Origin of the sequence: Nocardia barduliensis (genome assembly GCF_013315795.1) — a bacterium.
GTDB classification, from domain to species: domain Bacteria; phylum Actinomycetota; class Actinomycetes; order Mycobacteriales; family Mycobacteriaceae; genus Nocardia; species Nocardia barduliensis.
Map to the genome: position 1 here is coordinate 64298 of NZ_JABLTE010000014.1, position 22892 is coordinate 87189.

Annotated in this window: 3 protein-coding genes (1 of these 3 cut by a window edge); 2 read left to right on the forward strand and 1 reads right to left on the reverse strand. The window is 70.6% G+C overall.

Annotated features, from left to right (window positions below; translation table 11 throughout):
• A protein-coding gene (locus tag HOV91_RS09015) for a non-ribosomal peptide synthase/polyketide synthase (protein WP_174184981.1) crosses the window boundary here: on the forward strand, positions 1-21560 show its 3' end. Its footprint begins 22192 nt before the window's first position; the window shows 21560 of its 43752 coding nt (coding positions 22193-43752); its start codon lies off the left edge, out of view; its stop codon occupies positions 21558-21560.
• Between the two features lie 169 nt (positions 21561-21729).
• A complete protein-coding gene (locus HOV91_RS09020; RefSeq protein WP_369009317.1) occupies positions 21730-22293 on the forward strand; it encodes a Uma2 family endonuclease in 564 nt (187 codons plus the stop codon).
• Positions 22294-22444: 151 nt separating this feature from the next.
• On the opposite strand, the gene HOV91_RS09025 is transcribed toward HOV91_RS09020, so the two are convergent.
• The gene (locus HOV91_RS09025) at positions 22445-22822 is read right to left on the reverse strand and encodes a hypothetical protein (protein ID WP_174184983.1); all 378 of its coding nucleotides are present in this window, start codon (positions 22820-22822) and stop codon (positions 22445-22447) included.
• Between the last annotated feature and the right edge of the window lie 70 nt (positions 22823-22892).

The window sequence follows — 22892 nt, forward strand, 5'->3', positions numbered from 1 at the left end:
GTGGCTCCGCTTCCGCCGCGACCCTCGTCTCGATGTTCTACGACCAGGTCGAACGCACCCCCGACGCGGCCGCGATCACGTTCGAGGGGACAAGTCTCTCCTACGCGGAGTTCTCCTGGCGGGTGAACCAGCTGGCGCGCTGGCTGATCGCCCGCGGCGTCGGCGCGGAATCGTATGTGGCGTTGGGCATGCGGCGCTCGATCGACCTGGTGGTCGGCATGTACGCCGTGGCCGTGGCCGGTGGCTCCTACGTGCCGCTGGACCCGGATCACCCGGCCGAGCGCACCGAATACATCCTCGGCACGGCCGATCCGGTGTGTGTGCTGACCTCGGGCAGCGATCTGGACATCGACACCGCGCAGGTGCGGATCGATCTGCTCGACCTGAAGGGCCTGTCGGAGGCGCCGGTCACCGACGCCGATCGGCGTGCGCCGCTGCGTCCGTCGAACACCGCCTATGTGATCTTCACTTCGGGTTCGACGGGTCGTCCGAAGGGCGTCGCCGTCTCGCACGCCGCGATCGTCAACCGTCTGGTCTGGATGCAGACCGCCTACCAGCTGACCGCCGACGACGCGGTGTTGCAGAAGACCCCGGCCACGTTCGACGTGTCGGTGTGGGAGTTCTTCTGGCCGTTGCAGATCGGTGCGCGCCTGGTCGTCGCCAAGCCCGACGGCCACCGCGATCCGGCCTACCTGGCCGAGGTCATCAGCGCCGAGCGGGTGACGGTTACCCACTTCGTGCCCTCGATGCTCGCGGTGTTCGTCGCTGACGCGGCTGCCGCGCAGTGCGATTCGCTGCGGTTGGTCTTCGCCTCCGGTGAGGCGCTGCCGCCCAAGCCCGCGCACCGCTTGCGTGAGTTGACCGGTGCGGCTTTGCACAACTTGTACGGTCCGACCGAAGCCGCGGTCGACGTCACCTTCCACGAGGTCGTCGACGCCGACACCGAGACCGTGCCGATCGGTGCTCCGGTGTTCAACACCCAGGTCTTCGTGCTGGACGCGCGTCTGCGTCCGGTGCCGGTGGGTGTCGCGGGTGAGCTGTACCTCGCGGGCACGCAGCTGGCGCGTGGTTACGTGGCGCGTCCGGATCTGACCAGCGATCGGTTCGTGGCGAACCCGTTCGGGGAGCCCGGTGCGCGGATGTACCGCACGGGTGACCTGGTGGCCTGGACCGAGCACGGTGAGCTGGAGTATCTGGGCCGCACCGACTTCCAGGTGAAGTTGCGTGGTCTGCGTATCGAGCTCGGCGAGATCGAATCCGCGCTGACCGGCTTGGAGGAAGTCGCGCAGTCGGTCGTGGTGGTGCGCTCCGACGCGCACGCGGGCGATCAGCTCGTCGCGTACGTCATCCCCGCGCCGGACGCGGCCATGGACACCGACCTGGTCCGGGAGGACCTGGCGCGGCAGCTGCCCGCGTACATGGTGCCGTCGGTCGTGATCGTCCTCGACGAGTTCCCGCTCAACGCCTCCGGCAAGCTGGACCGCAAGGCCCTGCCCGCGCCGGTGTTCGAAGCCGCGGTGTTCCGCGCCCCCACCACGCCGGTCGAGGAGATCGTCGCCGCCACCTTCGCCGACGTGCTCGGCCTGGAGCGGGTCGGCTTGGACGACGACTTCTTCGCCCTCGGCGGCAACTCGCTGTCGGCCACCCAGGTCGCCGCGCGCCTGTCCGCCGCGCTGGACACCGACCTCGGTGTGCGCGAGCTGTTCGAGGCGTCCACCGTGGTCGCCCTCGCGGCGCGCGCGGAGACCAAGGCGGGCGCGGGCGGCCGGGCGCCGCTGGCGCCGCAGCAGCGGCCGGAGCTGGTGCCGCTGTCGCTGGCCCAGCAGCGCATGTGGTTCCTCAACCGCTTCGACCCCGACTCGGCGGTGGACAACATCCCGGCCGCGGTGCGGCTGTCCGGCCTGCTCGACCGGCAGGCGTTGCAGATCGCCGTCGCCGACGTGCTGGCCCGCCACGAGTCGCTGCGCACGTTCTACCCCGAGGTCGACGGCGCAGCGCACCAGCAGACCGTGGCCACCGCGAAGGTCATTCCCGACCTCACCCCGGTCGACGTCACCGAAGCCGAACTGCCCGAACAGCTCGCGCGGCTGATCGGCACGGCCTTCGACGTCACCGCCGAGGTGCCCTTCCGCGCCCGGCTGTTCGAGATCAGCCCCACCGAGCACGTGCTCGCCCTGGTGGTGCACCACATCTCGGCCGACGGCTTCTCCATGGGCCCGCTCACCCGGGACGTGATGACCGCCTACGGCGCGCGCGTCGACGGCGGCGAGCCCGCGTGGCGTCCGCTGGAAGTGCAGTACGCGGACTTCGCGCTGTGGCAGCGTCAGGTGCTCGGCGCCGAGGACGACCCGAATTCGGTGATCTCCGAGCAGATCTCGTTCTGGTCGGACACGCTGCGCGGGCTGCCCGAGCAACTGGACCTGCCCGCCGACCGGCCGCGCCCCGCCGTCGCCTCCGGCCGCGGCGCCACGCACGTCTTCGAGATCGACGCGCAGACCCACGCCCAGCTCACCGAACTCGCCCGCACCAGGGGCGCGACGCTGTTCATGGTCGCGCACACCGCGCTGGCCGTGCTGCTGTCGCGGCTGTCCGGCGAGGACGACATCGCGATCGGCACCCCGATCGCGGGCCGCGGCGAGCGCGCGCTCGACGACCTGATCGGCATGTTCGTCAACACCCTGGTGTTGCGCACCCCGATCGAGAGCGGCGCGACGTTCACCGAGCTGCTGCGTTCGGTGCGCGCCGCCGACATCGCCGCGTTCGGACACGCCGACCTGCCGTTCGAGCGGCTGGTGGAGATCCTGAACCCGGCGCGCTCGCAGGCGCGCCACCCGCTGTTCCAGGTGATGCTGTCGTTCCAGAACACCGGCCAGAACAGCCTGGAGCTGCCCGGCCTGACGGTGAGCGGTGTCGAGCTGCCGATCGACGTCGCCAAGTTCGACCTGCAACTGGTGCTGTCCGAGCGCGACGTCGCCGAGGCGGCCGTCGGCGCGGGCGCTGCCCCCGCGGGCATCGCCGCCGAGCTGATCTACGCCACCGACCTGTTCGACCCGGCCACCATGGCCGAGTTCGGCGTGCGCTTCGGCCGGTTGCTGAAGGCCGTCGCCGCCGAGCCGGACCGGCCGATCGGCGACATCGCGCTGCTGGACGAGCAGGAGACCGCGCGGGCGCTGCGCGGCTGGAACGACACCGCCCGCCACCTCGGCCCGGTGCGCACGCTGGTCGAGGAGTTCGACGCGCAGGCCGCGGCCACGCCGGACGCGGTTGCCGTGGTCGACCCGGCCACCGGAACTTCGCTCGACTACGCCGAATTCGCCGCCCGGGTGCGGCGGCTCGCGCGCCGCCTCATCGAGGCGGGCGTCGGCCCGGAGACGCTGGTCGCCCTGGGTATGCGCCGCTCGGTGGACCTGGTCGTGGCCGCCTACGCGGTGCACGCCGCGGGCGGCGGTTACGTGCCGCTGGACCTGGACCAGCCCGCCGACCGCGTGCACTACGTGCTCGACTCGGCCGACCCGGTCTGCGTGCTGACCACCGCCCGCGACGCGTTCGACGGGGCGGGCCGCGCCACGCTGCGCACCGATGAGCTGGACCTGTCCGGTTACTCCGTCGCGCCGCTCACCGATGCCGAGCGCATCGCGCCGCTGCGCCCGCAGCACCCGGCGTACGTGATCTTCACCTCCGGCTCCACCGGCCGTCCCAAGGGCGTCGCCGTGCCGCACGCCGCGGTCGTCAACCAGATCCGCTGGATCACCGGCGAATACGGCATCGGCGCCGACGACGTGGTGCTGTTCAAGACGCCCGCCACCTTCGACGTGTCGGTGTGGGAGCTGTTCGGCCCGCTGAGCACCGGCGGCCGGATCGTGGTGGCGAGCCCGGACGGGCACCGCGACCCGCAGTACCTCGCCGAGGTGATCGCGGCCGAGCGGGTCACCATGACCTCGTTCGTGCCGTCCATGCTGACCGTCTTCGCGGGCGCGATCGACCCGGCCGACGCGGACGCGCTCGCCTCGCTGCGCACGCTGTTCGTCGCCGGTGAGGCGTTCACGGCCGACGCCGTCGTCGCCATCCGGCGGGTCAGCGACGCAGCGCTGTACAACCTTTACGGCCCCACCGAGTTCACCGTGCACGCCACGCACGCACCCGTCGCCGAGCAAGTGGACGGCGCCGTGCCGATCGGCCTGCCGGTGTGGAACGCGCAGGCTTACGTGCTGGACGCGCGCCTGCACCCGGTGCCGCCGAACGTCGCGGGCGAGCTGTACCTCGCGGGTGACCAGCTGGCACGCGGTTACTTCGGCCGCGCCGACCTGACCGCGGACCGCTTCGTCGCGAACCCGTACGGGGCGCCCGGCGCGCGGATGTACCGCACCGGCGACCTGGTCACCCGGGACGCCACCGGCGCCATCGAATATCTGGGCCGCACCGACTTCCAGGTGAAGTTGCGCGGTCTGCGCATCGAGCTCGGCGAGATCGAGTCCGCGCTCAGCGCCCACGAATCGGTCGCGCAGTCGGTCGCGCTGGTGCGTTCCGACGCGCGCACGGGCGACCAGCTGGTCGGCTACGTGGTGCCCGCCGCCGGTGCGACGGTGGACGTCGAGGCGCTGCGTGCGCACTTGGCCGCGCAGCTGCCGTCCTACATGGTGCCCGCCGCGATCGTGGTGCTCGACGCCATGCCGCTGAACCCGAACGGCAAGCTGGACCGGCGCGCGCTGCCCGAACCGGTCTTCGAGGCGCGGGAATTCCGCGCGCCGTCGACTCCGGTGGAGGAGATCGTCGCCGACGTCTTCGCCGAGGTGCTCGGCTTGGCGCAGACCGGACGCGCGGTCGGCCTGGACGACGACTTCTTCGAGCTGGGCGGCAACTCGCTGATCGCCACCCAGGTGGTCGCCCGCCTCGGCGCGGCGCTGGACACCAGGATCCCGGTCCGCACGCTGTTCGAGGCGCCGACGGTGGCCGCGCTGGCCGTCCGGGTCGAGGCGCACCAGGGCACCGGCCGCCGCCGCGAACTCGTGGCAGGCCCGCGCCCGTCGAAGATCCCGTTGTCGCTGGCCCAGCAGCGCATGTGGTTCCTGAACCGGTTCGACAACCGGACCGCGGTGAACAACATCCCGCTCGCGGTCCGGCTCACCGGCACCCTGGACACCGAGGCGCTGCGCCAGGCCGTCGCCGACGTGGTCGACCGGCACGAGGTGCTGCGCACCGTCTACCCGGAGACCGCCGACGGCCAGGGCGTGCAGGTCGTGCTGCCCGCCGGGCACAGCGCCATCGATCTCACCCCGATCGAGGTGTCCGAGGCCGAGATCCAGGAGCGGATCAGCGACCTGGTGCTGACCGGCTTCGACGTCACCGCCGCGGTTCCGGTGCGGGCCGAGCTGTTCCGCATCGCGGGCTCGATGGACGGCTCGCAGCCCGACACCCACGTGCTGGTGTTCGTGGTGCACCACATCTCCGGTGACGGCTGGTCGGTGCGCCCGCTGGCGCGCGACGTGATGCTGGCCTACTCGGCGCGTTCGCGCGGCGAGGCGCCCGCCTGGGCTCCGCTGCCGGTGCAGTACGCCGACTACGCGCTGTGGCAGCGCGAGACGCTGGGCTCCGAAGACGATCCCGGCTCGCTGATCGCCCAGCAGGTCGCGTTCTGGTCCGACACCCTGGCCGGGCTGCCCGATCAGCTCGACCTGCCGTCGGACCGCTCGCGCCCGGCCGTCGCGTCCAACCGCGGTGGCGTGTACGAGTTCTCGCTCGACGCGCAACTGCTGCGCGAACTGAACGCGCTGGCCCGCGCGAACGGCGCCAGCCTGTTCATGGTGGTGCACGCTGCGTTCGCCGCGCTGCTGGCGCGGCTGTCCGGCAGCGACGACATCGCCATCGGCACCGCGGTCGCCGGACGCGGCGAGGCGGTGCTCGACGACGCCATCGGCATGTTCGTCAACACGCTGGTGCTGCGCAGCGCGGTCGATCCAGCCGCGTCGTTCACCGACTTGCTGGCCGGCACCAAGGACACCGACCTGTCGGCGTTCGCGCACGCGGACCTGCCGTTCGAGCGGCTGGTGGAGATCCTGAACCCGGCGCGCTCGCAGGCGCGCCACCCGCTGTTCCAGGTGATGCTGTCGTTCCAGAACACCGGCGAAGCCGCGTTCGAGCTGCCCGGGCTCGAGGTGGCCGGTGTGCCGCTGGACGTGGTGACCGCCAAGTTCGACCTGCATCTCAACCTCGCCGACCGGTTCGACGCTTCGGGCGCGGCCGACGGCATGACCGCCGAATTCGCCTACGCGACCGACATGTTCGACGCCGACACCATCGCGGGCGTGGCGGCGCGCCTTGTCCGGTTGCTGACCGCGGTCGCCGCGGATCCGTCGGTGACCATCGGCGATGTCGAGTTGCTCGACAGCGTCGAGCGCACCGAGGTCATCGAGCGGTGGAACGACACCGTGCACCCGGTCGACCCGGCCGCCACCCTGGTGTCGATGTTCGCCGCGCAGCTCGCGCGGACCCCGGACGCGACCGCGGTGACGTTCGAGGGGACGAGTCTGTCCTACGCCGAGTTCGCTGCCACGGTGAACCGCTTGGCCCGGCACCTGATCGCGCTGGGCGTCGGCCCGGACTCGATGGTGGCGCTGGGCATGCGCCGCTCGATCGACCTGGTCGTCGGCATGTACGCGGTGAGCGTCGCCGGTGGCGCGTACGTGCCGCTGGACCCGGACCACCCGGCCGACCGCACCCGCTACGTGCTCGACACCGCTCGCCCCGTGTGCGTGCTGACCACCTCGCGCGACGAGTTCGACGCGGGCGAGACCCGGGCGATCGAGATCGATCTGGTGCCGCTGGCCGACTACTCCGGCGAGCCGGTCACCGACGCGGAACGCCGTGCGCCGCTGCGTCCGTCGAACACCGCGTACGTGATCTTCACCTCCGGTTCGACCGGCCGTCCGAAGGGCGTGGCGGTCTCGCACGCCGCGATCGTCAACCGCCTGGTGTGGATGCAGGACGAGTACGGCTTGGACGACACCGACGTGGTGTTGCAGAAGACCCCGGCCACCTTCGACGTGTCGGTGTGGGAGTTCTTCTGGCCCTTGCAGGTCGGCGCACGGCTCGTGGTGGCCAAGCCCGACGGTCATCGCGACCCGGGCTATCTCGTGCAGGTCATCACCGGCGAGCAGGTCACCACGGCGCACTTCGTGCCGTCGATGCTGTCGGTGTTCGTTGCCGAGGAACGCGCCGACGAGTGCACCAGCCTGCGCAATGTTTTCGCCTCCGGCGAGGCGCTGCCCGCCGCCACCGCGCAGCGGATGCAGGAGCTGACCGGCGCGCGGTTGCACAACCTGTACGGCCCGACCGAAGCCGCGGTCGACGTCACCTATCACGAGGTGACCGAGGACGACACGGTGTCGGTGCCGATCGGCGCTCCGGTGTTCAACATGCAGGTGTACGTGCTGGATTCGCGCCTGCACCCGGTCCCGGTGGGTGTCGCGGGTGAGCTGTACCTCGCGGGCGTGCAACTGGCCCGCGGCTACGTCGCGCGTCCCGAGCTGACCTCCGACCGGTTCGTGGCCAACCCGTACGGGGAGCCAGGCGCGCGCATGTACCGCACCGGCGACCTCGTCACCTGGACCGCCAAGGGCGAGCTGGAGTACCTGGGCCGCACCGACTTCCAGGTGAAACTGCGCGGTCTGCGCATCGAGCTGGGCGAGATCGAGTCGGCGCTCACCGCGCTGGACTCGATCGCGCAGGCGGTGGTCGTGGTGCGCTCGGACGATCGGCTGGGCGACCAGCTGGTCGCGTACGTCATCGCGGCCGCGGGCCGCTCGGTGGACATCGACGTCGTGCGCGCCGAACTCGGCGGCGAGCTGCCCGCCTACATGGTGCCCTCGGCGTTCGTCGTGCTGGACGCGTTCCCGCTGAACGCCTCCGGCAAGCTGGACCGCAAGGCGCTGCCCGCTCCGGTGTTCGAGGCCAAGGTGTTCCGCGCGCCGTCCACCCCGATCGAGGAGATCGTGGCGGGCACCTTCGGCGACGTGCTCGGCGTCGCGCGGGTCGGCCTGGACGACGACTTCTTCGAACTCGGCGGCAACTCGCTGCTGGCCACCCAGGTGACCGCGCGGCTCGGTGCCGCGCTGGACACCGGACTCGCGGTGCGCGACCTGTTCGAGGCGTCCACCGTGCTCGCGCTGGCCGCCCGGGTGGAGCACAACGCCGGGTCCGGCCGGGACCGGCCGCGCCTGGAGGCGGGGGAGCGCCCGGCGCGCATCCCGCTCTCGCCCGCGCAGCAGCGGTACTGGTTCCTCAACCAGTTCGACACGGCCACCTCTGCGGTGGACAACATCCCGCTGGCCGTCCGGCTGTCCGGCACGCTCGACGTGGCCGCGCTGGAACAGGCCATCGGCGACGTGTTCGCCCGCCACGAGGTGCTGCGCACCACCTACCCGCGCTCCGCGGACGGGCCGCACCAGGTGATCCGTCCCGCCGACCGGTCCGCGGCGGCGCTCACCCCGATCGACGTCGCCGAGGAGGATCTGCTCGGCGCCGTCATCGGCTTCGCGCTGACCACATTCGACGTCACCGTCGAGGTGCCGCTGGCGGTGGCGCTGTTCCGGATCGTCCCGGGTGGGAGTAGGGCGGAATCCGGCACAGCCGAGCATGTGCTCGCGTTCACCGTGCACCACGTCGCCGCCGACGGCTCGTCGATGGGCCCGCTGGCCCGTGACGTGATGGCCGCCTATGTGGCCCGCGTGCAGGGCGAGGCGCCGCAGTGGCAGCCGCTGCCGGTGCAGTACGCCGACTACGCGCTGTGGCAGCGCGCGGTGCTCGGGTCCGAGGACGATCCGGAATCGCTGGCCGCACGGCAGGTGGCGTACTGGACGGCGGCGCTGGCCGACCTGCCCGACCAGCTGGAGCTGCCCGCCGACCGCCCGCGCCCGCCCGCGCAGTCGTTCCAGGGCAAGGCGATCCGCTTCGAGATCGACCCGCAACGCCACACCCGCCTGCACGAACTGGCGCGCGCGCACAACGCGTCGCTGTTCATGGTGGTGCACGCGGCGCTGGCGGTGCTGCTGTCGCGGCTGTCGGGCACCGACGACATCGCGGTCGGCACCCCGATCGCCGGTCGCGGTGAACGCGAACTCGACGACCTGATCGGCATGTTCGTCAACACCCTGGTGTTCCGAACCGAAGTGAACGCTGGTGACTCGTTCGCCGACCTGCTCGGCGACGTGAAGGAACGCGACCTGGAGGCGTTCGCCAACGCCGACGTGCCGTTCGAGCGCCTGGTCGAGGTGCTCAACCCGGTGCGCTCGACCGCACGCAACCCGCTGTTCCAGGTGGGCCTGTCGTTCCAGAACCTGGCCGAGACCACCTTCGAGCTGCCCGGCCTGACGGTGAGCGCGGTCAACTTCGACTCGCAGCTGGCCAAGACCGATCTGCACGTCACGCTCTACGACCGGTACGCCGAGGACGGCACGCCGGCCGAGATCATCACCGAATTCGGTTACGCCACCGACCTGTTCGACGAGGACACGGTGCAGGGCTTCGCCGACCGGTTCCTGCGCGTGCTCGACGCCGTGCTGGCCGACGCCTCGGTGCTGGTGGGTGAGATCGATCTGCTCGCGCCGCAGGAGAGCGAGCGCATCCTCACCGCCTGGAACGACACCGACCACGCCGTGGATACGACGGCGACGCTGGTGTCGCTGCTGGATGCCACCGTGGCCGCGACGCCGGAGGCGGTGGCGCTGGTCGCCGACGAGCCGACCGGGCGCAGGGAGCTGACCTACGCCGAGCTGGACGCGCGGGTCAACCGCCTGGCCCGCTACCTGATCGGCCGCGGTGTCGGCCCGGAGGACCGGGTCGCGCTGGCGATCCGCCGGTCCACCGATCTGGTGGTCGCGATGTACGCGGTCGCGAAGGCGGGCGCGGCGTACGTGCCGATCGATCCGGACCAGCCGGCCGAGCGGACCGACTACATCCTGGGCACCGCCGCGCCGGTGTGCGTGCTCACCACCGCGCGCGACGGCTTCCGCACCGCCGCGGCCGAGACCGTGCAGATCGACGGCCTCGACCTCGCCGGGTACCCGGCCGCTCCGGTGACCGCCGACGAGCGCACGGGTGCGCTGACCCCCGCGAACACCGCGTACGTGATCTTCACGTCCGGTTCGACCGGCCAGCCGAAGGGCGTCGCCGTTCCGCACGGCGCGATCGTCAACCAGTTGCAGTGGGAGACGGCCGTCTTCGAGCTCGGCGCGGACGACGCGGTGCTGCTGAAGACGGCGGCGACGTTCGACCTCTCGGTGTGGGAGTTCTGGTCGGCCGCGGCTTCCGGCGGCCGCCTGGTGATCTCGGCCGCCGACGGGCACCGCGACCCGGCGTACCTGAACGAGCTGATGCGCGCCACCGGCGTCACCACGCTGCACGTGGTGCCGTCCATGCTGGACGCGTTGCTCACCGAATCCGGTGGCCGCCTGTCGGGCTCGCTGCGGCGCGTGCTGGCCATCGGCGAGGCGCTGCCCGCCGCGACCGCCCAGCGGTTGCGCCGCAACAACGCCGCCGAACTGCACAACCTCTACGGTCCGACCGAGGCGGCGGTGTCGATCACCAGCCATCTGGTCACCGATGCCGACGAGGCGTCGGTGTCGATCGGCGCGCCGGAGTGGAACAGCCGGGTCTACGTGCTCGACTCCCGCCTTCGGCCGGTTCCGGTCGGCGTCTCGGGTGAGTTGTACCTGGCTGGCGCGCAGCTGGCGCGCGGTTACTTCGGTCGCGCCGACCTGACCGCCGACCGGTTCGTCGCCGACCCGTTCGGCGCGGCGGGCGACCGGATGTACCGCACCGGCGACCTGGTGGCCTGGAGCGCCACCGGTGAGCTGGACTACCGTGGCCGCACCGACTTCCAGGTGAAGATCCGCGGTTTCCGCATCGAGCTCGGCGAGATCGAGGCCGCGCTGCTGCGGCAGGACGTGGTGAGCGCGGCCGCCGTCGTGGCGCACAACGATCCGAGCATCGGCGACCGGCTGGTCGCCTACGTGGTGACCAGGACGGGCACGCTGGACAACCGCGCGTTGCAGTCCGCGCTCGCGGCCGAGCTGCCGTCGTACATGGTGCCGTCGATGCTGATCGAGCTGGACGCGTTGCCGCTCAACGCCAACGGCAAGCTGGACCGTAAGGCATTGCCGCGGCCCACCTTCGAGAAGGCGGTGTTCCGCGCGCCGGTCACGCCGATCGAGCAGATCGTGGCGAACACCTTCGCCGAGGTACTGCGGATCTCCGATCGGGAAGGGGCCGAGAGCAAGCGGCTTGGCCTGGACGACGACTTCTTCGCCTGGGGCGGTAACTCACTGCTGGCCACGCAGGTCGCCGCCCGCCTGGGCGAGGCGCTGGACACGCGGGTGCCGGTGCGCCTGCTGTTCGAGGCGTCCACCGTGGCCGCGCTCGCGGTGCGTGTGGAGCAGCACGCCGACATGGGGGGTCGCCGCGCGCTGACCGCGGGACAGCGGCCGGAGCACATCCCGCTGTCGCTGGCGCAGCAGCGTATGTGGTTCCTCAACCGGTTCGACACCCAGTCGGCGGCCTACAACGTGCCGATCGCGGTGCGGCTGTCGGGCGCGCTGGACGTGGCCGCGCTGCGCGCCGCCATCGCGGACCTGGTGAGCCGCCACGAGATCCTGCGCACCGTCTACCCGCAGACCGAGGCGGGGCCGGTGCAGGTCATCCTGCCGCCCGCGCAGGCGGTGCCGCGCCTCGAGGTGCGGGTGGTCGCGCCGTCGCAGATCGAGTCCGCCGTGGTGGCGCTGACCTCGACGATCTTCGACGTCACCACCGAGGTGCCGGTGAAGGTCGCGCTGTTCCAGATCGCCGGAGAGGGCGCGCAGAACGGCCCGGACGGGTCCGTGGACTACGTGCTGGCCATGGTGGTGCACCACATCTCCGGTGACGGCTCATCGGTCGGCCCGCTGACCAGGGACCTGATGATCGCCTATGCCGCGCGTGCGGCGGGCGAGGCGCCGAACTGGGCGCCGCTGGAGGTCCAGTACGCGGACTACAGCATCTGGCAGCGCGAACTGCTCGGCGACGAGGACGATCCGGAATCGCTGGCCGCCAAGCAGGTCGCCTACTGGAAGCAGGCCCTGGCCGAGCTGCCCGATCAACTGGACCTGCCCTCGGACCGGCCGCGTCCCGCGGTGCAGTCGTTCGCGGGCGGCAAGGTCGAGCTGCGGGTGGACGCGCGGACCCATCAAGCGCTGATCGAGCTGGCCCGCGCGGAGGGCGCGACGCTGTTCATGGTCGTGCACACCGCGCTGGCGGTGCTGCTGGCCCGGCTGTCCGGCACCGACGACATCGCGATCGGCACGCCGATGGCGGGTCGTGGCGAAGCCGCGCTGGACGACCTGATCGGCATGTTCGTCAACACCCTGGTGTTCCGCACCCGGGTCGAGGCGGGCGAGGCGTTCACCGAGCTGCTGGCCCGTCAGCGCGAGACCGACATCCAGGCGTTCGCCAACGCCGACGTGCCGTTCGAGCGCCTGGTCGAGGTGCTCAACCCGGTGCGCTCGACCGCGCGGCACCCGCTGTTCCAGGTGGGTCTGTCGTTCCAGAACCTGGCGCAGTCCGCGCTGGAACTGCCCGGCCTGAGCGTGTCGGGCCTGGACATCGACACCGAGCTGTCCCAGTTCGACCTGCACCTGATCGCGACCGACCGCTACGACGACGCGGGTGCGCCCGAGGGCATCACCGGTTTCTTCACCTACGCGACCGACATGTTCGATCGCGCGACGGTGCAGGGCTTCGTCGACCGGTTCGCGCGCCTGCTCGGCGAGATCGTCGCCGCGCCGCGCACGCCGGTCGGCGACCTCGAACTGCTCGACGCCGCCGAGCGGACGCAGCTGCTCACCGCGCGCAACGCGACCGACCAGGCGGTGGACACCTCGGCCACGCTGGTGTCGCTGCTGGACGCCACGGTGGCGGCCGGGCCGAAGGAAGTCGCGCTCGTCACCGAGGACGGTGAGTCGATCACCTACGGTGCGCTCGATGCGCGGGTGAATCGTCTCGCGCGGCATTTGATCTCGTTGGGTGTGGGTCCGGAGTCGCGGGTGGCGCTGGCGTTGCGGCGGTCGGTGGATCTGGTCGTGGCGATGTATGCGGTGGCGAAGTCCGGTGGTGGGTATGTGCCGGTGGATCCGGATCAGGCTGTCGAGCGCACCAGCTACATCCTCGAGACGGCGGCACCGGTGTGTGTGCTGACGAATGCCGAGGCGCAGTTCGACACCGACGTCGCCGACGTGGTGCGGATTGATGAACTCGATTTGTCGGGTGTGGACGCCAGGCCGGTCACGGATGCCGATCGGGTTGCGCCGTTGCGTCCGGAGAACACGGCGTATGTGATCTTCACTTCGGGTTCGACGGGTCGGCCGAAGGGTGTGGCGGTGCCGCATGGGGCGATCGCGAATCAGTTGCAGTGGAAGAACGTCGAGTTCGGTCTCGACGCGGCGGATGCGATTCTGTTGAAGACGGCCGCGACGTTCGATTTGTCGGTGTGGGAGTTCTGGTCGGCGGTGGTGTGTGGTGGCCGTCTGGTGATCGCCGCGCCGGACGGTCACCGGGATCCGGCGTATCTGAACGAGTTGATGGCACGCGAGTGGGTCACCACGTTGCATGTGGTGCCCTCGATGCTGGATGCGTTGCTGACCGCCGGTATGCCGAACTCGCTGTGGCGGGTGCTGGCGATCGGTGAGGCGTTGCCGGGTTCGGTGGCGCAGCGGTTCCTGCGGGAGAACCCGCGTACCGAACTGTTCAACCTCTACGGTCCGACCGAGGCGGCGGTGTCGATCACCAGCCACCGCGTCACCCTCGCTGATGAGATGTCGGTGTCGATCGGTGCGCCGGAATGGAACAGCCAGGTCTACGTCCTCGACGGACGGTTGCGGCCGGTCCCGGACGGGGTTTCCGGTGAGCTGTACCTCGCTGGTGCGCAGTTGGCGCGTGGCTATTTCGGTCGTGCGGATTTGACGGCGGATCGGTTCGTGGCCAACCCGTTCCAACCGGGTGCTCGGATGTATCGCACGGGTGACCTGGTCGCGTGGAACAGCCACGGTGAGCTCGAGTACCGAGGTCGTACGGATTTCCAGGTGAAGATCCGCGGGTTCCGTATCGAACTCGGTGAGATCGAAGCCGCGCTGCTGGCGTTGCCGGAGATCGCGCAGACGGCGGTGATCGCGAAGTCGGATCCGAAGACCGGTGACCGGTTGGTGGCCTACCTGGTCGCTGCGGATGCCGGAACCGGTGTCGATGTGGCGCGGGTGAAGGCCGAACTCACCGCGAATCTGCCCTCGTATATGGTGCCTGCGGCGTTCGTGGTGCTGGATGCGTTGCCGTTGAATGTGAACGGCAAGCTGGATCGCAAGGCGTTGCCGGAGCCGGAGTTCGAGGTTCAGGCGTTCCGTGCACCCTCGACCCCGATCGAGGAGATCGTGGCCTCGGTGTACGCCGAGGTGCTCGGTGTCGAACGCGTCGGCGCGGACGACGACTTCTTCGCGCTCGGCGGTAATTCGCTGTTGGCGACCCAGGTCGCCGCGCGTATCGGCGCGGCTTTGGATGCTCGTGTTCCGGTGCGTGTGCTGTTCGAGGCGTCCACCGTCGCCGGGCTGGCCGTCAAGGTCGAGCAGCACGCGGGCGCCGGTGGCCGTCGCGAGCTGGTCGCGGGTCCGCGTCCGGAGCGGATTCCGCTGTCGCTGGCTCAGCAGCGCATGTGGTTCCTCAACCAGTTCGACACCGCCTCCGCGGTGAACAACATCCCGGTGGCCGTGCGGCTCACCGGCGAACTGGATGTCGAGGCGCTGCAATCGGCGGTCGGCGACGTCATCAGCAGGCACGAGACGCTGCGCACCGTCTACCCCGAACAGGACGGCACGGCGCATCAGGTGATCCTGCCGGTCGACCGGGCCGTGCCGGACCTGACGCCCGAAGCGGTCGCGCCCGAGGACATCCGGCACCGGATCATCGAGGTGGTCTCGGCCGGGTTCGACGTGACCACCGAGGTTCCGTTGCGGGCCAAGCTGTTCCGCGTCACCGAAGCCGAATACGTGCTCGTGTTCGTCGCGCATCACATCAGCGCGGACGGCTGGTCGATGGGCCCGCTGACCCGCGACGTGATGCTGGCCTACGCGGCCCGCTCGGCCGGCGTGGAGCCGGGCTGGGCGCCGCTGCCGGTGCAGTACGCCGACTTCAGCCTCTGGCAGCGCGAGGTGCTCGGCTCCGAGACCGACCCGGAGAGCCTGATCTCGCAGCAGGCCGAATACTGGCGCACCGCGCTGGCCGGGCTGCCCGACGAGCTGAACCTGCCCGCCGACCGGCCGCGTCCGACGACGCAGTCGTTCGCCGGTGGACGCGTGGTGTTCCCGATCTCCGGCGAGCTGCACCAGATGCTCACCGAGATCGCCAGGGAGCAGAACGCGACGCTGTTCATGGTCGTGCACGCCGCGCTCGCGCTGTTCCTCGCGCGGATGTCCGGCACCGACGACATCGCCGTCGGCACGCCCATCGCGGGCCGCGGCGAGGCCGAACTCGACGACGTGATCGGCATGTTCGTCAACACCCTGGTACTGCGCTCGCACGTGGACGGCGACTTGACCTTCGGCCAGTTCCTTGCCCGCACCAAGGACGCCGACCTGCAGGCGTTCGCGCACGCGGACCTGCCGTTCGAGCGGCTGGTGGAACTGCTCAACCCGGAGCGCTCCACCGCGCGGCACCCGCTGTTCCAGGTGGCGCTGTCGTTCGAGAACCTGCCCGAGAGCAGCTTCGAACTGCCCGGGTTGCACGTGGGCGCGGTCGATTTCGACGTCGACACCGCCAAGTTCGACCTGTCGCTGACCATCCGCGAGGCCGGGGAGAACCCCGACGACGCGGGCATGTACGCGGAGTTCTCCTTCGCGCGCGACCTGTTCGACGACGAGACGGTGCGGGTGTTCGCCGAGCGCTTCACCAGGCTGCTCACCGCGATCACCACCGAGCGGGAGACCCCGATCGGCGACCTGCCGCTGCTGGACACCGCCGAGTTCCATCTGCTCACGCACGTGCAGGGCGAGGACGTCATGGCCACCGGCCTGCTGCCGGACCTGCTCCAGTACGGCGCGCGGCTGGACCCGGAGCAGATCGCGGTGCGCTACCAGGGCCGCTCGATCACCTACCGCGAACTGGACGAGTACTCCTCGCGCCTGGCGCGGGTGCTCATCTCGCGCGGTGTGGGACCGGAGCGCATCGTGGCGCTGTCGTTCCCGCGGTCCTACGAGATGGTCGCCGCGTTCTGGGCGGTGGCGAAGGCCGGCGGCGCGCACGTGCCGGTGGACCCGACCTATCCCGAAGACCGCATGCGGCACATGGTCAACGACTCCGGCGCGGTCATCGGCATCACCGCGAGCGAGTACGTCGACCGGCTGCCGCGCGATGTCGAGTGGCTGCGGATCGACGATCCGGCCCTCGGCGAGCTGGTCGAAAGCCAGTCCGCCGAGCAGGTCACCGACGCCGACCGGATCTCGTCGCTGGCCATGCGCCACCCGGCGTACGTCATCTACACCTCCGGCTCGACCGGTATGCCCAAGGGCGTCACCGTGACCCACGCGGGCATGGGCGGCCTGGTCGGCGTCGCGACCGATCTGTACCAGCTGGAATCGCACCACCGGTTCCTGCACATCTGCTCGCCCAGCTTCGACCCGTCGGTGCTGGAATGGCTGTGCGCCGCCTACACCGGCGCGACGCTGGTGGTCGTGCCGTCGACCATCATCGGCGGCCCGGACCTGGCCGAGCTGCTGCGCACCGAGCGGGTGAGCCACACGATCATCACCCCCGCGGTGCTGGGCACGGTCGATCCGGAAGGCATGGAGGCGCTCGAAGTGGCCTCCGTCGGCGGTGACGTCACCACGCCGGAGCTGCTGGCCAAGTGGTGGCCGGGCCGCAAGTACTTCAACGCCTACGGTCCGACCGAGACGACGATCATCTCCTCCTACGCCCAGCTCACCCCGGGCAGGCACATCACCATCGGCCGCCCGGTGCGCGGGATGTCCGCGCTGGTGCTGGACAACCGGCTCAACCCGGTGCCGCCGGGTGTCGCGGGCGAGCTGTACCTGGCCGGTGGCGCGCTGGCGCGCGGCTACCACAACCGCCCCGACCTCACCGCGGAACGGTTCGTCGCCAACCCGTGGAGCACCGAGGGCGCGCGGATGTACCGCACCGGTGACGTGGTGCGCTGGTTCGCCGAACCCGGCGAGCGGGCGGGCAACGCCGCGCTGCCGTCGGTGCGCTGGGAGCTGGACTACGTGGGCCGCTCGGACTTCCAGGTGAAGATCCGCGGGTTCCGCATCGAGCTCGGCGAGATCGACACCGTGCTGGCCAGCCACGAGGACGTCGAGTACGCGATCACCATCGGCCGCAAGACCGAGGCGGGCGCGACGATCCTGGTGTCCTACGTGCTGGCCGCGCCGGGTCGCGAGATCGACACGGCGAGGCTGACCGAGTACGCCTCGCGCAGCCTGCCGCCGCACATGGTGCCGACGGCGATCGTGGTGATCGACGAGATCCCGCTGACCCCGGTCGGCAAGTTGGATCGCAAGGCGCTGCCCGAGCCCGAGCTGGCCCCGCGCGAATTCCGCGCACCGGCCAGCGAGGTCGAGGCCGTCATCGCCGAGGTGTTCGCCGAAGTGCTCGGCGTGGACCAGATCGGTTTGGACGACTCGTTCTTCGCGCTCGGCGGCGACAGCATCCTGTCGATCCAGCTGGTCTCCCGGGCCAAGGCGCGCGGCGTGCTGTTCACTCCGCGTGACGTGTTCGAGCGGCGCAGCGTGGCCTCGCTGGCCGAGATCGCCGCGCTCGGCTCGGGGACCGAACAGGCGAAGCTGGAGGAGCTGCCCGGCGGCGGTGTCGGCGAGATCCCGCTGACCCCGATCATGCGGCAGATCCTCGGAAGCGGCTCGTCCTACCAGCGGTTCTCCCAGACCATGGCGCTGCGGCTGCCCGATGGCATCGACCGGGAGACCCTGGTCGCCACCATCGCGGCGGTGTTCGACCACCACGACGTGCTGCGATCGCGGCTGCGCCGCACCGGCGCGGACTGGACGTTCGAGGCGCTGCCGCACGGCGCGGTGGACGTCGACGCCCTGGTGCACCGTGTGGACCTGGCCGCCGACACCGACGAGGCGGAGCTGGACCGGGTCGCCACCGAGGCGCTCGACGGTGCGCTGGGCAGGCTGAACCCGGCCGAGGCGTCGATGGCGCAGTTCGTCTGGTTCGCGTTCTCGGCGGGAGCGACGGACCCGGAGGCGGCGAGCGTAACCACGGAGGGACCAGAGGACGCCGCTATCGGACACCGCCCACGGCGGGACGTGCTGCTCATCGTCGCGCACCACTTCGTGGTCGACGGCGTGTCCTGGCGCATCCTGATCCCGGACCTGGCTACCGCCTGGTCGCAGCTGGTCGCCGGTCAGCCGGTGGCGCTGCCCGCCAACGGCACCTCGATGCGACGCTGGGCGCACAGCCTGGTCGAGGCGGCGAGCGCGCCGCAGCGGATCGCGGAACTGCCGTTCTGGCAGCAGGTCTCGGCCACGCCGGACCCGCTGCTCGGTGAGCGCCCGTTCGACCCGGCGGTGGACACGTTCGCCACCGTGGAACGCGTCGAGGTCACGGTGCCCGCCGAGGTCACCGACGCGGTGCTCACCGCGATCCCGGGCCTGTACCGGGGCGGTGTGAACGACGGCCTGCTCTCGGCGCTGGCCATGGCGGTGGCTCGCTGGCGCGGCGACGGTTCGGATGCCGCCCTGATCAAGCTGGAAGGCCACGGTCGTGAAGAGGACGTCGTGCCGGGCGCGGACTTGTCGCGCACGGTGGGTTGGTTCACCGCGGCCTACCCGGTCCGGCTGGACCTGGCCGGCGCCGACCTCACCGACGCGTTCGCCGGTGGCGCCGCGCTCGGCGAGATCGTCAAGTCGATCAAGGAGCAGTTGCTCGCGGTGCCGGACAAGGGCCTCGGCTACGGCCTGCTGCGGCACCTGAATCCGGAGACCGGTCCCGGTCTGGGTTCGTCCGGGCAGATCAGCTTCAACTACCTGGGCCGGATGTCGGCCGGGGAAATCCCCGAGCAACTCGCCGAGATCGGCTGGGTGCCGGTGGCCGACCTGGGGCAGCTGGATGTCGACCTGGACCTCGACATGCCCGCCAACGCGACGATCGACATCAACGCGATCGTCACCGACTCCGACGAGGGGCCGAGCCTGGGCGCGTCGTTCGCCTTCCCGACCGGTCTGCTGAGCCGGGAGCGGGTCGAGGAGTTCGCCGAGCTGTGGGTCGAGGCGCTCACCGCGCTGGCCACGCACGCGCGGCGGCCGGACGCGGGCGGCTTCACGCCCTCGGACATGTCGCTGGTGCGGGTGCGGCAGCACGACCTCGAGCAGTGGGAACGGACCTATCCGGCGCTGTCGGAGGTGTGGCCGCTCTCGCCGCTGCAGTCCGGTCTGCTGTTCCACGCGATGATGACCCAGTCCACCGTGGACGTGTACACCATGCAGGCCGTGGTGGATCTGGGCGGCGCGCTGGACGCGGCACGGCTGCGGGCGGCGGCGCAGGGCATCGTGGACCGGTACCCGAACCTGCGCACCGCGTTCGTCACCGACGCCGACGGGCAGGCCGTGCAGGTGGTGCTGGATCGGGTCGAGGCGCCGTGGCGCGAGGTGGATCTCACCGATCTGCCCGCCGAGCAGCGGACCGCGGAACTGCGCGCGCAGGTCGCGGCCGAGCAGGCGACGCACTTCGACATGGCCACCCCGCCGCTGATCCGGTTCACCCTGCTGCGCAGCGACGAGGCGCAATGGCACCTGGCCATCACCACCCACCACATCCTGCTGGACGGCTGGTCGATGCCGCTGCTCATGCGGGACCTGCTGGTGCTGTACGCGGTGCGCGGCGACCAGACCGCGCTGCCTCGGGTGGCCTCCTACCGCAACTTCCTCGGCTGGCTGGCCGGGCGCGACCGGGACGCCTCGCTGCGCGCCTGGGCGGCGGCGCTGGAGGGCGTCGACGAGCCCACCCAGCTCGCACCGCAACCGCGGGCCGCGGAGAACTACGAGATCGGCAAGGTGGTCACCGAGCTCGACGCCGACCGCACGCGCCGGATCAGCAAGCACGCCGCGGAACTCGGCGTCACGGTGAACACGCTGGTGCAGGCGGCTTGGGGCATCCTGCTCGGGCGGCTCACCGGCCGCGGCGACGTGGTGTTCGGCGCGACGGTGTCCGGCCGCCCGGCCGAGCTGCCCGGCGTCGAGTCGATGGTGGGTCTGTTCATCAACACGCTGCCGGTGCGGCTGCGCATCGATGACCGCCAGACCATCGGCGAGCTGCTGGCGCGGTTGCAGGGCGATCAGGCCGGTCTGCTCGAGCACCACTACGTGGGCCTCACCGACATCCAGCGGGTGGCGGGCACCGGGTCGCTGTTCGACACGCTGCTGGTGTTCGAGTCGTATCCGATGGACAAGGAAGCGATCTCGGCGGCCAGCTCGATCGACGGCATGTCGGTGACCGGCGTCGGCGTCAACGACGCCACGCACTACCCGCTGACGCTGCTGGTGATGGCGGAGTCCACGATCGAGCTGACCCTGAAGTACCTGGGCAGCCGGTTCACCGCCGAAGAGGTCGAGACCCTGGCCGAGCGGCTGGTCCGGGTGCTGGACGCGCTGCTCGGCGACGCGGACGGCTTGGTCGGTGACATCGACATCCTGGACGAGGGCGAACGGGCCCGGCTGCTGGTCGAATCCGGGGTCGCGGCAGCGGCTTCGACGCCGGAGCCGGTGGGCCGGGTCGGCGCGCGCACGGTGGCCAAGGTGCTCGCGGAAGTCGTCGAAGAGGACCCGGAGGCTCCCGCGCTGCTGGCCGGGGACGACGAGGTCGCCTTCCACGCGCTGGATCGACAGTCCTCGCAGCTGGCCCGGGTGCTCATCGATCGCGGTGCGGGACCGGGCGACGTCGTCGCGGTGACGCTGCCGCGCTCGGTGGACGCGGTGGTCGCCGCGTGGGCGGTGCAGAAGGCCGGTGCGGCCTGCCTGTTCGCGGGCGACCTCACGGCGGACGAGCTGACCGCGGCGGGCGCCGGGTACGGGATCTGCGCCGAACCGGTGGCCGACAGTGACATCCGCTGGGTGGCGCTGGAAGACGCCCAGGTGAAGCAGGACATCGCCGGAGCGCCGTCGCACCCGGTCTCCTACGCCGACCGGGTCCGCCCGCTCGGCGAGGACCACCCCGCGTTCGTCGTCGCCACGGCGGACGGGGTGGTCGCGATCACCCAGTCCGAGGCGCTGGACGAGGCCGAACGGGTACGCGAGGAGCACGAGATCGACTTCGAGTCGACCACGCACACCACCGCCGTATCCGGCCGCGCGGCCGTCCTGGAGTTCCTGACCTCCGCCACCGCGGGCGCGCTGTCCGTCGTCCCGACCGGCGACCTGGACACCGACCTCACCGAGGGCGAAGTCACCCACTGGTTCGCCAGGCCGGGCGAAGCGACCGACGCGGCGGGTGACGAGATCACGATCGTACGCGCGGAGTAGGGAGACAACGGTTCTTGCCGGTGTAGGGCTCGGAGCGATCCGTGCCCTACACCGGCCTCGTCGCTTCGCTCAGTGACTCGGCGACCTGATCCCGTTGACTACACTCAGGCGATCGGCGGCGACCATCGCCACTGTCATCCGAGGTGGGAGGGGGTTCATCGCAATGCCAATGCCTCATGGTGAGGTTTGGACGGCTGCCGACCTCGCTCGAATGCCCGAAGATGGATTGCGATACGAGGTGTTGAATGGTCAGCTCATCGTTGATGCCGCTCCCAAGCCTCGCCATCAGTGGCTGATCCAATGCCTGGTACGTGCGTTGGCGGACAGGGCGCCGTCAGGCTGCCTGGTGGTCGAAGGTGTCGGCGTGTTGATCGATGACGACCGGCCGATTCCAGATCTGGTCGTAGTGAACGGCTCGGTAGATCGGCACGAGCGCGGAATCCCCGCCGCTCAGGTTCAGTTGATGGTCGAGGTCGTATCCAAATCCACCACGCTGCAGGATCGCATGGTCAAGCCTGTCGTCTACGCCGCGGCAGGTATTCCGAATTACTGGCGATTCGAGCCGAACGCCTTCAAGGGACAGCTGCCAGGTGAGACCCTCCCCGTTCTTTTCGCACACGAACTGGGTGCCGAAGGTACCTACGAGCTGACCCATCGGGTGGCCGCCGGCAACGCGGTCACCCTGCGCAGCCCCTTCGAGTTCGCGATCGACCCTGCGACGTTGCTGCCCTGATTCCCGCGCTCGAAGCGAGCGCGCTCTTCGGCCGCAGCCTGAACAGGCCGACGTTTCTTGCTCGCGCCGACGCCGAGCGCTGGATGCTGGGCAGCGGCGCGCCGATGCCGGTGGCATCCGCCGGGCAGCGCGCGAGGACGCCTGACGGGCATCAACGCTCGAGCGCCTTGATCCAGGCGTCGTATTCGGCCGAGCTGAATGTCCGTCCGTTGCTACAGCCCGGTGCCCATCGGGCATAGGTGTTCTCCGGGTTCACGGTGACCACGTCGACGACGCGGACCAGTTCCGCGGGCATTTCGGCACCGAGATGCCGCACACCGGGGACTATCACCGCGTCCGCGTCGGCTCGGCGGACGACGTTCAGCAGACGGCTCAGTGGGCTGTCGGTCTCCGGACCGAATACGACGGTCTTCGCGAGTTCGTACCCGAGTCGCTGTGCGACACTGCGAATTCGGATTTCGTCCCAGGTCTGGGAGACGCCGGAAACATCGCGGCGCAGGTATCCGATCGCGGTCGGTCGCGGCCTCATCCGTCCACCTCGCTGGTATTTGCGGGCCGGTGGCCCGGTGCCGGGTGTCCGTACCGGTCGGAGCACCTGT